Origin of the sequence: Mycobacterium sp. E342, from assembly GCF_001667665.1 — a bacterium.
Lineage (GTDB): Bacteria > Actinomycetota > Actinomycetes > Mycobacteriales > Mycobacteriaceae > Mycobacterium.
In genome coordinates, this window is record NZ_LZJM01000067.1 from 1 (window position 1) to 13,163 (window position 13,163).

10 protein-coding genes and 2 pseudogenes are annotated in these 13,163 nt (G+C 69.5%); 8 read left to right on the top strand and 4 right to left on the bottom strand.

Annotation, left to right across the window (positions count from 1 at the left end; genetic code table 11):
• Positions 1-104 precede the first annotated feature (104 nt).
• Together A5692_RS03240 and A5692_RS03245 are read right to left on the bottom strand one after the other, a co-directional pair.
• Positions 105-683 carry a hypothetical protein gene (locus A5692_RS03240; RefSeq protein ID WP_068051998.1) on the bottom strand — a complete coding sequence of 193 codons (579 nt, stop codon included), beginning with the start codon at positions 681-683 and terminating at the stop codon, positions 105-107.
• 1 nt (position 684) lies between these two features.
• Positions 685-1,728, bottom strand: a complete 1,044-nt coding sequence (locus A5692_RS03245; RefSeq protein WP_156765906.1) for a M23 family metallopeptidase — start codon at positions 1,726-1,728, stop codon at positions 685-687.
• 323 nt (positions 1,729-2,051) lie between these two features.
• Here A5692_RS03245 and sucC point away from each other — a divergent pair, with 323 nt between their 5' ends.
• From sucC to A5692_RS03260, 3 genes are all read left to right on the top strand, one after another.
• The gene (gene sucC, locus A5692_RS03250; RefSeq protein WP_068052001.1) at positions 2,052-3,215 is read left to right on the top strand and encodes an ADP-forming succinate--CoA ligase subunit beta; all 1,164 of its coding nucleotides are present in this window, start codon (positions 2,052-2,054) and stop codon (positions 3,213-3,215) included.
• A gap of 12 nt (positions 3,216-3,227) precedes the next feature.
• Positions 3,228-4,130 (top strand): succinate--CoA ligase subunit alpha, encoded by a 903-nt coding sequence (gene sucD / locus A5692_RS03255; protein ID WP_067921437.1) that lies wholly within the window; start codon positions 3,228-3,230, stop codon positions 4,128-4,130.
• Between the two features lie 136 nt (positions 4,131-4,266).
• Positions 4,267-5,793 (top strand): acetyl-CoA acetyltransferase, encoded by a 1,527-nt coding sequence (locus A5692_RS03260; RefSeq protein ID WP_068052004.1) that lies wholly within the window; start codon positions 4,267-4,269, stop codon positions 5,791-5,793.
• 88 nt (positions 5,794-5,881) lie between these two features.
• Here A5692_RS03260 and A5692_RS03265 read toward each other — a convergent pair whose 3' ends face one another.
• The gene (locus A5692_RS03265) at positions 5,882-6,730 is read right to left on the bottom strand and encodes an LLM class F420-dependent oxidoreductase (protein WP_068052006.1); all 849 of its coding nucleotides are present in this window, start codon (positions 6,728-6,730) and stop codon (positions 5,882-5,884) included.
• A gap of 256 nt (positions 6,731-6,986) precedes the next feature.
• Here A5692_RS03265 and A5692_RS03270 point away from each other — a divergent pair, with 256 nt between their 5' ends.
• The 5 genes and pseudogenes from A5692_RS03270 to A5692_RS03290 all read left to right on the top strand — a co-directional run.
• A complete protein-coding gene (locus tag A5692_RS03270; RefSeq protein ID WP_068052007.1) occupies positions 6,987-7,871 on the top strand; it encodes a DUF5336 domain-containing protein in 885 nt (294 codons plus the stop codon).
• Positions 7,872-7,919: 48 nt separating this feature from the next.
• The gene (locus A5692_RS03275) at positions 7,920-9,311 is read left to right on the top strand and encodes a DUF6350 family protein (protein ID WP_068052010.1); all 1,392 of its coding nucleotides are present in this window, start codon (positions 7,920-7,922) and stop codon (positions 9,309-9,311) included.
• A 21-nt stretch (positions 9,312-9,332) separates the two neighbouring features.
• Positions 9,333-9,980, top strand: a complete 648-nt coding sequence (purN, locus tag A5692_RS03280; protein WP_068052012.1) for a phosphoribosylglycinamide formyltransferase — start codon at positions 9,333-9,335, stop codon at positions 9,978-9,980.
• Positions 9,977-11,572, top strand: a complete 1,596-nt coding sequence (gene purH, locus A5692_RS03285) for a bifunctional phosphoribosylaminoimidazolecarboxamide formyltransferase/IMP cyclohydrolase (protein ID WP_068052015.1) — start codon at positions 9,977-9,979, stop codon at positions 11,570-11,572. Before purN ends, purH begins: the two co-directional genes overlap by 4 nt.
• Before the next feature lie 41 nt (positions 11,573-11,613).
• Positions 11,614-12,888, top strand: a pseudogene (locus tag A5692_RS03290) (sigma 54-interacting transcriptional regulator); the annotation flags it as partial.
• Between the two features lie 40 nt (positions 12,889-12,928).
• Here A5692_RS03290 and A5692_RS27930 read toward each other — a convergent pair.
• A pseudogene (locus tag A5692_RS27930) lies at positions 12,929-13,163 on the bottom strand (magnesium chelatase); the annotation flags it as partial.

Genomic DNA, 13,163 nt, shown 5'->3' on the forward strand with positions numbered 1-13,163 from the left:
ACAATCAACGTCGCCACACAGCCATCGGAGGCCAACCCCCAATCAGCCGACTGACACCAACGTCTTAACCGGGTACATCTAGCCGGTGCGGCCTGCCGGCCGCGTCACGCCTCCAGCCAGCGTTTGGTTCGCGGGTGCATCGCGAGCACCACGCTGGCGAGCGGCAGCAGCGGCAGCAGGTGCACGATCCACGCGACACGGGCACCGGCGATGAACACACCCAGGTAGGTCAGCACGGCGACCACGGCGCCGACCGCGATGAGGTAGCGCCCGACGGGCCGGTGCTGCAGCAGCATGATCACGCCCGAGATGGTGGCCGCCGCGAAAACCACGGCGAGGAATGCGACGGCGATGCAGAACAAGCGGTCGGATCGCCACCAACCGGCGATCAGGTCGGTGGCGACCACCGACGTGGCCCACCCACTGACGATGCTGACGGCGCAGGCGGCGACGGCCGTCCGGTCGCTTGGCTCGTCGCCCGGCGCGTCGTAGGCAACGCGGCTTCCCGGGCGAGAAGCGGCCTGATAGAGCGGCGGCTGGGACGGGATGTGGGTGGTCGGGGATTCCGGCGCGATAGGGACGGGTCCGGTGGGTGCCCGGCGGATGATGCGCGTCTTGGAGTCCGACGGCGACGCGGACTCAGGCGGTTGCGGACCGGGGGTTGGTTGATTCGGCGCGGTCACCTCAACCAGCGTAGTTACCGACCATAAGACCCCGCTTAGCCAGCCACGGGACGGGGTCGATGCGTTCGGTGCCGCCCTGAAGCACCTCGAAGTGCAGGTGGGGGCCGGTGGAGTTGCCCCGGTTGCCCATGGTGGCGATCTGGTCGCCGGCCATCACGCGCTGCCCGACGCTGACCAGCGTCGTGTTGACATGGCCATAGAGCGTCACGGTGCCGTCGGCGTGGCGGAGCTTGACCAACGCCCCGTAGCCGGCGGCGGGCCCCGCGTCGATGACGACGCCGTCGGACACCGCGTAGATCGGTGTCCCGATCGAGTTGGCCAGGTCGATGCCGGCGTGCAGCACGCCCCAGCGGTAGCCGAAGTTGGAGGTGAAGATGCCCTTTGTGGGCATCACATAGAGCGGCTGCTGCAGCCGTGCCTCGCGCTGGGCGCGGTCGTTGGCGAACGCGACGCCCTTGGCCAGCTCCTGGTTGTGCACGGCGGCGGTCGCCGCCGGCTCGAGCGCGACCACCTGCGCGCCGCGGATCGTGTTGCTGCCGGACCCGCCGGTGAGCGCCGACGCGTTCGCGGTCAGCACGGCCTCGGTCCTGGGCGTGTCGGCGTGGCTGGTGGCGGTGTGGGCCGCCGCGGCGGCCGCGCCGGCGGCCATCGCCGAGATCATCAGGCGGCCCCTGGCCGCGCTGGTCGGTTGCTTGCGATGCTGCCCGCCGCGCCGCACCGCCCCGACGACATCGGTGGCATGCCCGCGAGCCGGACGCCGCTCGGGCCCGACGACCACCCGCGGGAGCACCTCGGTCACCGGCGCGGCCAGCCACAGCGGGGCCGGATCGTCGGCGTCGTTCAGGTCGTCGAGTTCTGGAGCCAGCAGCACCTGCGCGGCGTTGTCGAACCTGGAGTCGTTGCTGTAGTCGAGGTCGCCGAGATCGCGGGCGTCGTCGCGCCAATCCAGGTCATCGAAGTCGAAGCCGTCGAGCGGGAGGATTTCGGTGACTTCGTTGCGATGGGGTTCCGTTCCCCGGCCGCCCGCCGAGCGGCCAACTCTCACCACGCCTGCCGTTTCGGCAGTTGAAGGAGCTAAACGGTGCTGGGACAAGCTGAAATGTCCTCGTATCGTGACCATAACGTTATCTGGACCCTAGGAAGGTATCCGCTAACTCGCGGCACTGGCAACCTCGTCGGGCAAACCGGCCGAAATTGTGATTTGAGTCACGACGCTGGTAGGCGGGGATGTCGTGAGCTGTGCCACATCGCCGGACGCGCCCGTAAGGGCCGGTTGGCCAGTGGATACAGTTCGTCCGTGCGAGTCGCCGAACGCGGCACCGCCCATCAAGAGGCCTAGCAGTTGAGTCGAGCGAAGACAGAGAGTCCATGGACCTTTTCGAGTATCAAGCAAAAGAATTGTTCGCCAAGCACAACGTACCGACTACGCCGGGGCGGGTGACCGACACCGCCGAGGGCGCTCGGGAAATCGCCGCCGAAATCGGTCGCCCGGTCATGGTCAAGGCGCAGGTGAAGGTCGGCGGCCGCGGCAAGGCGGGGGGCGTCAAGTACGCGGCGACACCGGACGAAGCCTACGAACACGCCAAGAACATCCTCGGCCTCGACATCAAGGGCCACATCGTCAAGAAGCTGCTGGTCGCCGAGGCCAGCGACATCTCCGAGGAGTACTACATCTCCTTCCTGCTGGACCGTGCCAACCGCACCTACCTGGCCATGTGCTCGGTCGAGGGCGGGATGGAAATCGAAGAGGTGGCCGCCACCAAGCCCGAGCGGCTGGCCAAGGTTCCGGTGAACGCCGTCACCGGTGTCGACCTGGCGACCGCGCGCTCGATCGCCGAGCAGGGCCACCTGCCCGCCGAGGTGCTCGACGCCGCCGCGGTGACCATCAACAAGCTGTGGGAGCTGTTCGTCGCCGAGGACGCCACCCTGGTCGAGGTCAATCCGTTGGTGCGCGACCCCGAAGACCAAATCCTGGCGCTGGACGGCAAGATCACGCTGGACGCCAACGCCGACTTCCGCCACCCCGAGCACGCCGAGTTCGAGGACCGCGCGTCCACCGACCCGCTGGAGCTCAAGGCCAAAGAGCACGACCTCAACTACGTCAAGCTGGATGGCGCCGTCGGCATCATCGGTAACGGCGCGGGCCTGGTGATGTCCACGCTCGACGTCGTCGCGTACGCCGGGGAAAAGCACGGCGGGGTCAAGCCGGCCAACTTCCTGGACATCGGCGGAGGCGCGTCGGCCGAAGTCATGGCCGCGGGGCTGGACGTCATCCTGAACGACAAGCAGGTCAAGAGCGTCTTCGTGAACGTGTTCGGGGGTATCACCTCGTGCGACGCCGTCGCCAACGGAATCGTGACCGCCCTGAACATGCTCGGTGACGAGGCCAACAAGCCGCTCGTGGTGCGGCTCGACGGCAATAACGTCGACGAAGGACGCCGCATCCTGGCCCAAGCCAACCACCCGCTGGTGATCCAGGCCGAGACCATGGACGCCGGTGCCGACAAAGCCGCCGAGCTGGCGAACAAGTAAGGGAGCCAACGAATGTCGATCTTCCTGAACAAGGACTCGAAGGTCATCGTCCAGGGCATCACCGGCGGCGAGGGCACCAAGCACACCGCGCTGATGCTGAAAGCCGGCACGCAGGTTGTGGGCGGGGTGAACGCGCGCAAGGCGGGCACCACCGTCTCGCACGTCGACCCGGTCGGTAAGGACGTCGAGCTGCCGGTGTTCGGCAGCGTCGCGGAGGCGATGAAGGAGACCGGCGCCAACGTGTCGGTCGGCTTCGTGCCGCCGAAGTTCGCCAAGGACGCCATGATCGAGGCCATCGATGCCGAGATCCCGTTGCTGGTGGTCATCACCGAGGGAGTGCCGGTGCAGGACACCGCATATGCGTGGGCGTACAACCTGGACAAGGGCCACAAGACGCGCATCATCGGGCCGAACTGCCCCGGCATCATCACCCCGGGTGAGGCGTTGGCCGGGATCACGCCCGCCAACATCAGCGGCCCCGGACCCGTCGGCCTGGTGTCCAAGTCCGGCACGCTGACCTACCAGATGATGTACGAGCTGCGCGATTTCGGGTTCTCCACGTCGATCGGCATCGGCGGTGACCCGGTGATCGGCACCACCCACATCGACGCCATCGAGGCGTTCGAGAAGGACCCCGACACCAAGGTCATCGTGATGATCGGTGAGATCGGCGGCGATGCCGAGGAGCGTGCGGCCGACTACATCAAAGCCAACGTGAGCAAGCCGGTCGTGGGCTATGTCGCGGGATTCACTGCGCCGGAAGGCAAGACGATGGGCCACGCCGGCGCCATCGTGTCCGGTTCGTCGGGCACCGCGGCCGCCAAGAAGGAAGCCCTGGAGGCGGCCGGCGTCAAGGTCGGCAAGACCCCTTCGGAGACCGCCGCGCTGGCCCGGGAGATCCTGCAAAGCCTGTAGGGCCCGTGGCGATCGGGAGCCCGGCGTTGGGGGCACCTCCCGCTTGCGGGGGACCGGGCGAGGCGGGTCGCCACCATAGGACGCTGCGAGGGCCCCGGATTTGGCCGGGGCCCTGCCCCAGGTAGATAGTGGGTCTATGAATCTCGACCCGAACACGCCGGTCATCGTCGGTGTGGGGCAGTTCACCGAGCGCATCGAGGACACCGGCTACCGCGGGATGTCCTCGGTGGAACTGGCCACCGCGGCGGCGCAGGCCGCACTGCATGACTGTGGGGCCGACGCCACCACCGTCGCCGCGTCCATCGACACCGTCGCCGCGATCCGGCAGTTCGAACTCTCCGGGCGCACACCCGCGCCGATGGGCAAGTCCAACAACTACCCGCGTTCGGTGGCCCAGCGCATCGGTGCTGCACCAGCCCGCACGCTTCTCGAACCCATCGGCGGCCAGGGCCCACAGCATCTGGTCACCGAGTTCGCCGGCGTTATCTCCTCGGGTGCGGCCGAGGTCGTGATGATCTTCGGCTCTGAGAACACTTCCAGCATCCGGTATTTCGCCGACCGGGAGAAGCCGGATCATTCCGACACGGTCGAGGGCTCCCTCGAAGACCGGGGCTTCGGCTACGAGGGCCTGTTCGACGCCTACACCGTCGCGCATGGCTTGGTCGGCGCGCCGGCCCAGTACGGGCTGCTGGAGAACGCGCGTCGTGCCCGACTGGGCTTGAGCGTCTCCGACTACCGGCGCCAGATGGGCGAGTTGTTCGCTCCGTTCACCAAGGTGGCGGCGAAGAACCCGTTCGCATCCTCCCCGGTGGAGCGCACGGTCGACGAGCTCATCACCGTCACCGCGGCCAACCGGATGATCTGTGATCCGTACCCGAGGCTGCTGGTGGCCCGTGACCAGGTCAATCAAGGTGCGGCCGCGCTGTTGATGTCGGTGGCCGCGGCCCGCAGGCTCGGCGTGCCCGAAGAGCGCTGGGTGTTCTTGCACGGCCACGCCGACATGGTGGACCAGCCGCTGCTCGACCGCCTCGACCTGACGCACAACTCGGCTTCAGTGCTGGCGGTCCGGGAAGCGCTCGTCGGCGCTGGCGTCGGCATCGACGACATCTCGACCTTCGACCTCTACAGCTGCTTCCCGGTGCCGGTGTTCAACTTCTGCGACGGGACTTCTCTGGCCACCGACGACCCGCGCGGGCTGACGCTCACCGGCGGCCTGCCGTACTTCGGCGGGCCGGGCAACAACTACTCACTGCACGGCATCGCCGAAACGGTCAGCGAAATGCGGGACCGGCCAGGGCAATTCGGCCTAGTCGCCGCCAACGGCGGGATCATGAGCAAGTACTCCGTCGGGGTGTACTCGACCACCCCGGTGAACTGGAAGCCCGACAACAGCGCCGCGCTGCGTGCCGAGGTCGCCGCGCGTCCCAGGATGCCCGTGACTGTCAAGGCCGACGGTCCGGCGACCATCGAGACCTACACCGTCCGCTACGACTGGCCGGTGCACACCGGCCTCATCGTCGGCCGTCTCGATGGCGACGGCAGCCGCTTCCTGGCCCTGAGCGAGGACCCCGATCTGGTCGGGCTACTCAGCAACGGCGAGCCGCTCGGGGCTTCGATCGTGGTGCGGCCGACGGAGAAGGACAACCGGGCCGCGCTGGCCTGACGCCCGGCCCGTCCACGACACATAAACCACGCACACGACACGCCGTAAACCGTCGCCGTGGTTTATGTCTCGGGGATACGGAGGCGTCTCAGACGAGGGCGGCCAGCTTGCCGGCGAGCCGCTCCACATAGGCGGCGACCTCGTCGTCGGGCTTGTCCGGCAGGCCGAACAGCACCTCGGTCACGCCGAGCTCGGCCCATTTGGCGAGCTTCTCGGGCACCGGCTTGAAGTCCAGGGCGACGATCTGCGGGGCGCCGTCGCGGCCGGCGGCCGCCCAGGTGTCCTGGAGCAACTTCACCGGCTCGTCGATGTCGAAGTCGCGCGGCGTGGTGATCCAGCCGTCGGCGCTGCGGGCGATCCACTTGAAGTTCTTCTCGGTCCCGGCCGCGCCGACCAGCACCGGAATGTGTGGTTGCACGGGCTTGGGCCAGGCCCAGCTGGGCCCGAACTTGACGAACTCGCCGTCGTAGGCGGCTTCCTCCTTGGTCCACAGCTCGCGCATGGCTTCGAGGTACTCGCGCAGGCAGGTGCGGCGCCGTCCGGCCGGCACGCCGTGGTCGGCGAGCTCGTCGGTGTTCCAGCCGAACCCGACGCCGAGGCTGACGCGCCCGCCGGACAGATGGTCGAGGGTCGCGATGCTTTTCGCCAGCGTGATCGGGTCGTGCTCGACCGGCAGCGCCACCGCGGTGGACAGCCGCACGCGCGACGTGACGGCGCAGGCCGCCCCCAGACTTACCCATGGGTCTAGCGTCCGCATGTAGCGGTCATCCGGCAGCGACGCGTCGCCGGTCGTCGGGTGCGCCGCCTCGCGCTTGATCGGGATGTGGGTGTGTTCCGGCACGTAAAAGGTCGTGAAGCCGTGTTCGTCGGCAAGCTTCGCGGCCGACGCCGGAGAGATGCCGCGGTCGCTGGTAAAAAGCACAAGCCCGTAATCCATGGGGTGAATTAGAACGTGTTCTACCTTCGCTCGGCAAGCTGCCGTCGCGGCGGCACGGATCGGCGGCGGTCTCGTGTCCGAGCCGGTCGCCACGGCACCGGCGTCGCGAAGTGCGCTAGCGTGGTTGATCGATCGCGTCGCAACGCAAGCGCCGGGCACGGCGGTTGTGAAACGGCGCGCCCGCAAGCACAGCGTCGCGACGCAACTGTGGCGCCCGCAAAGGCACTTCAAGGCACTGGAAGCAACAGGAGGAGCCATGACCTACTCGCCCGGCAGCCCCGGATACCCGACCGCGCCGCCCGGCGGCTCCTACGCAGGCAGCACACCGTCGTTCACCAAGGACGACGACGGCGCCAGCAAGCTCCCGCTCTACCTGAACATCGCGGTGATCGTCCTCGGACTCGCCGTATACCTGCTGAACTTCGGACCGACCTTCACCATTGGCGCCGACCTCGGCCCGGGCGTCGGCGGCCGCGCCGGTGACGCGGGCACCGCCGTCATCGTCGCGGTGCTGGCCGCGCTGCTCGCGGGCCTGAGCCTGGTGCCCAAGGCCAAGAGCTACGCCGGAATCGTCGCGGTCATCGCGGTCCTGGGTGGGTTGCTCGCCATCACCGAGACCATCAACCTGCCCGCCGGCGTCTCGGTCGGCTGGGCGATGTGGCCCCTGGTGGCCTGCAGCGTGCTCCAGGCGATCGCCGCCGTCGTCGTCGTCCTCTTGGAAGCGGGTGTCATCACGGCGCCGACGCCGCGGCCGAAATACGACCCGTACGCCCAGTACGGTCAGTACGGCCAATACGGGCAGTACGGCCAGCAGCCCTACTACGGCCAGCCGGGCGGTCAGCAGCAATCACCGCAGCACCCCGGGTACGGATCGCAGTACGGCGGATACGGGGCCGGCCAGGGCCCGACCCAAACCGCGGTTCCGACGGGCGGTTTCGGCGCCCAGCCCGCGCCCCAGCAGGCCGCGCAGCAAGGTCCGTCCACGCCGCCCACCGGCTTCCCGAGCTTCAGCCCGCCCCCTGCGGCCGGCGCCGGCTCCGAGGGTTCGTCGTCCAACTACTCCAACCAGGCCGGGGGCCAGCAGCCCTACGGCCAGGAGCAGCAGTCGCCTTCGTCGCAGTCTGGCCCAGCGCCGTCCTAACGGCGCGCCTGCGCGCCTAGTCGGGGACCTGCGCCAAGAGTGACACGGGTGGAAAACGGCCGGCCTGCGGGCGCCCGCCAGGCGCGTGACCTAGTCCGGGTCGCGTTCGGCCCGGCGGTGGTGGCCCTGGTCATCATCGCCGCGGTCACGTTGCTGCAGTTGTTGATCGCCAACAGCGACATGACCGGGGCGCTGGGCGCGATCGCCAGCATGTGGCTCGGCGTGCACCAGGTGCCGATCTCGATCGGCGGCCGCGAATTGGGCGTCATGCCGCTGCTGCCGGTGCTGCTGATGATCTGGGCCACGGCGCGCAGCACGGCGCGGGCCATCTCCCCGTATTCCTCGTGGCTGGTGGTCCGCTGGGTCGTCGCGTCCGCGCTGGGCGGCCCCCTGCTGATCGCCGCGATCGCCCTGGCCGTCATCCACGACGCGTCGTCGGTCATCACCGAGCTGCAGACGCCCAGCGCCCTGCGCGCGTTCACCAGCGTGCTCGTCGTGCATGCCGTCGGCGCCGCGGTCGGCGTGTGGTCCCGGGTGGGACGACGGGCGCTGGCGGCGTCGTCGCTGCCGCTGTGGCTGGGCGACGCCCTGCGGGCCGCGTCCGCGGGCGTGCTGGCGTTGCTCGGGCTATCCGGCATGGTCACGGCGGCCTCGCTGGTGGTGCATTGGGCGACCATGCAAGACCTGTACGGGATCACCGATTCGATCTTCGGGCAGTTCAGCCTCACGGTGCTGTCGATGTTGTACGCGCCCAACGTCATCGTCGGCACCTCGGCGATGGCCGTCGGGTCCAGCGCCCACCTGGGCTTCGCGACGTTCAGTTCCTTCACCGTGTTCGGCGGCGACATCCCGGCGCTGCCGATCCTGGCCGCGGCCCCCCGGCCGCCGCTCGGGCCGGTGTGGGTCGCGCTGCTCATCATCGGGGCGTCGTCCGGGGTGGCGGTCGGGCAACAGTGCGCTCGGCGCGCGCTGCCGCTGATCCCGGCGATGGGCAAGCTGCTGGTCGCCTCGGCCGCCGGGGCGTTGACGATGTCCTTGCTCGCCTACGGCGGCAGCGGCCGGCTGGGAAACTTCGGTGACGTCGGCGTCGACCAGGGCGCCCTGCTGGTGGGGGTGTTCTTCTGGTTCTCGGTCGTGGGCGGGATCACGCTGTTCATGACCGGCGGCGTCCGGGCACGGCCCCGGCGGCCGAAGCCCAAGCCCAAGCCCGCGCGCGCCGCGGCCGCGCCCGCGGACTTTGCGGAGGTTTTCGACGAGCCGGGCCGTGAGCCGGACGGCGAGCTGGCCGATGAGCCGCCGGCCGATTTCGCCGATCCCGACGAGGTCGCCGCTGACGAGACGCCGGTCAGCGACGACGACGCGGCGGTCAGCGGCGACGAGGTCGCGCCGCCCCCCGGCGACGCGGAGCCGACCGCGACCGACCGCGAGCACGACGAGTAGCTCCCACTAGGCTTTCTCCCTGTGCCCGAACCGCTTCATGTGCCCCCGAGCGCGCCGGCGCGGGTGGTGGTGCTGGCGTCGGGCACCGGGTCGCTGCTGAGCTCCCTGCTCGACGCCGCCGTCGGCGAGTACCCCGCCCGGGTGGTCGCGGTGGGCGCCGATCGCGACTGCCCGGCCCTCGAGATCGCCGCGGGGGCCGCACTGCCGACCTTCACCGCGCGGCTTGGCGACCACCCCGACCGCGCCGCCTGGGACGCGGCCATCACCCAGGCCGCCGCCGCCAACTCGCCCGACCTGGTGGTGTCGGCGGGGTTCATGAAAATACTTGGGCCGCAATTCCTTTCCCGGTTCTACGGGCGGATCGTTAACACGCATCCGGCGCTGCTGCCGGCGTTCCCGGGTGCGCACGGGGTCGCCGACGCGTTGGCCTACGGCGTCAAGGTCACAGGCTGTACGGTGCACCTGGTGGACGCCGGGACGGACACCGGGCCGATCCTGGCCCAGCAGGCCGTGCCGGTGCTCGACGGTGACAGCGTCGAGACCCTGCATGAACGCATCAAGGTCACCGAACGGAAGCTCCTGGTGGACGTGGTGGCCGAGATCGCGACCGGTGGCCTGACCCTGGTCGGAAGAACAGCGACGATCGGACGAAAGGCGAGCAACCGATGAGCACCGACGACTGGCCGGAGACGGCGAAAAGGCCGATCCGGCGCGCGTTGATCAGCGTCTACGACAAGACCGGCCTCGTCGAACTCGCCCAAGGCCTGGCGGCCGCGGGCGTCGAGATCGTCTCGACCGGATCGACGGCGAAGACCATTGCCGACAAAGCGATTCCGGTCACCCGGGTGGAGGAGCTGACCGGCTTCCCCGAGGTGCTCGACGGCCGGGTCAAGACGCTGCACCCGCGGGTGCACGCCGGCCTGCTCGCGGATCTTCGCAAGGCCGAGCACGCCGCGGCGCTCGAGGAACTCGGGATCGCCGCCTTCGAACTCGTCGTCGTCAACCTCTATCCGTTCAGCGAGACCGTGGACTCGGGCGCCAGCATCGACGAGTGCGTCGAGCAGATCGACATCGGCGGGCCGTCGATGGTCCGCGCGGCCGCGAAGAACCATCCCAGCGTGGCGGTGATCACCGACCCGCGCGGCTACGACGGCGTGCTCGCCGCGGTGCGGCACGGCGGCTTCACCCTCGCCGAGCGCAAGAAGCTGGCGGCGCTGGCGTTTCAGCACACCGCGGAATACGACATCGCCGTGGCGGGCTGGATGGAGTCGACGCTGGCGCCCGAGCATCCGCCGACGGCGTTCCCGAAATGGTTGGGGCGCAGCTGGACCCGCACGGCGATGCTGCGCTACGGCGAGAACCCGCACCAGCAGGCGGCGCTCTACAGCGACCCGGCCGCGTGGCCGGGGCTGGCGCAAGCCGAGCAGCTGCACGGAAAAGAGATGTCGTACAACAACTTCACCGACGCCGACGCGGCCTGGCGGGCCGCCTTCGACCACGAAGAGACCTGCGTCGCGATCATCAAGCACGCCAACCCGTGCGGGATCGCCATCTCGTCGGAATCGGTGGCCGATGCGCATCGCAAGGCCCACGAATGCGATCCGCTGAGCGCCTTCGGCGGCGTCATCGCGGCCAACACCGAGGTCAGCCTCGAGATGGCCGAGTACGTGAGCACCATCTTCACCGAGGTCATCATCGCGCCCGCCTACGCGCCGGAGGCTGTGGAGGCGCTGACGCGCAAGAAGAACATCCGGGTGCTGCTGGCCTCCGAGCCGCTGACCGGCGGCACCGAGCTGCGGCCGATCAGCGGTGGGTTGCTGGTGCAGCAGCGCGACGAGCTCGACGCGCACGGCGACAACCCGGCGAACTGGACCTTGGCTACGGGGTCCCCGGCCGATCCGGCGACGCTGACCGACCTGGTCTTCGCGTGGCGGGCGTGCCGCGCGGTGAAGTCGAACGCCATCGTGATCGCCGGCGGCGGGGCTACCATCGGCGTCGGCATGGGGCAGGTGAACCGGGTGGACGCCGCCCGGCTGGCCGTTGAAAGAGGGAATGCACGCGGCGACGACCGGGTCCGCGGCGCGGTCGCGGCCTCCGACGCGTTCTTCCCGTTCCCCGACGGGCTCGAGACGCTGACGGCGGCCGGGCTGAAGGCGATCGTGCACCCCGGCGGGTCGGTGCGCGACGACGAGGTGACCGCGGCGGCGGCCAACGCCGGCATCACGCTGTATCTGACCGGGGCCCGTCACTTCGCGCACTGAACGTTCGGCGCGTGGGGCGATTGGCCAACGCGTAGCGTGGAGTGGTGCCATCACCCAGCAATCTGCCCCGCACCGTCGGTGAGTTGCGCGCCGCCGGCCACCGTGAGCGGGGAGTCAAACAGGAAATCCGGGAAAATCTGCTGACCGCGTTGGCCGAGGGTGACGAGGTCTGGCCGGGCATCCTGGGTTTCGACGACACCGTCCTGCCCCAGCTGGAGCGGGCGCTTATCGCCGGACACGACTTCGTCCTGCTCGGCGAGCGGGGCCAGGGCAAGACGCGCCTCCTGCGGGCGCTGGTCGGGCTGCTCGACGAGTGGACGCCGGTGATCGCCGGGGCGGAATTGGGCGAGCACCCCTACTCACCGATCACTCCGGAGTCCATCCGCAAGGCCGCCACCCTGGGCGACGACCTGCCGGTGGAGTGGAAGCACCGCAGCGAGCGCTACACCGAGAAGCTGGCCACGCCGGACACCAGCGTCGCGGACCTGGTCGGCGACATCGACCCGATCAAGGTCGCCGAAGGGCGCAGCCTGGGAGACCCCGAGACCATCGCCTACGGCCTGATCCCGCGCGCGCACCGCGGCATCGTTGCGGTCAACGAGCTTCCCGATCTCGCCGAGCGCATCCAGGTGTCGATGCTCAACGTGATGGAGGAGCGCGACATCCAGGTGCGCGGGTACACGCTGCGCCTGCCGCTGGACGTGTTGGTGGTGGCCAGCGCCAACCCCGAGGACTACACGAACCGCGGCCGCATCATCACCCCGCTCAAGGACCGGTTCGGCGCGGAGATCCGCACCCACTACCCGCTGGAGCTCGACGCGGAGGTGGGCGTGATCGTGCAGGAGGCGCACCTGTCCGCGCTGGTGCCCGACTACCTGATGCAGGTGATCGCCCGGTTCGCCCGGTATCTGCGGGAGTCCAGTTCGGTCGACCAGCGCTCCGGGGTGTCGGCGCGGTTCGCGATCGCCGCGGCCGAAACCGTGGCGGCCGCCGCCCGGCACCGCGGCGCGGTGCTCGGGGAGACCGACCCGGTGGCCCGCGTGGTCGACCTCGGCACGGTGATCGACGTCCTGCGCGGCAAGCTGGAATTCGAGTCCGGTGAGGAGGGCCGCGAGCAGGCCGTGCTGGAGCACCTGTTGCGCCGGGCCACGGCCGACACCGCGTCGCGGGTGCTCGGCGGCATCGACGTGGGGTCGCTGGTGTCCGCGGTCGAGGGCGGTTCGGCGGTCACGACGGGCGAGCGGGTGTCGGCCAAGGACGTGCTGGCCGATCTGCTCGAGGGCCTCGCGCAGATCCACCGGCGGGGCCAGCGGGTCCGGCCCGCCGGTGTACGCCGAGTACCGCGACGAATGCCCTTTACCCATAGACGGTTTGGCCCTCCCCGGACACCTTGTCGATCCGCTTGGCCAGATACAGGGCCTCCAGCGCGAGCTCCAGCGCGGCGGCGCGCTCGCCCTCGGACTGCGCGTTGACCTTGGCCGCGATCTTGTCCACCACGGGCAGGGCCGGAACCGCGGCCAGCACGTCCTTGGCCGACACCCGCTCGCCCGTCGTGACCGCCGAACCGCCCTCGACCGCGGACACCAGCGAC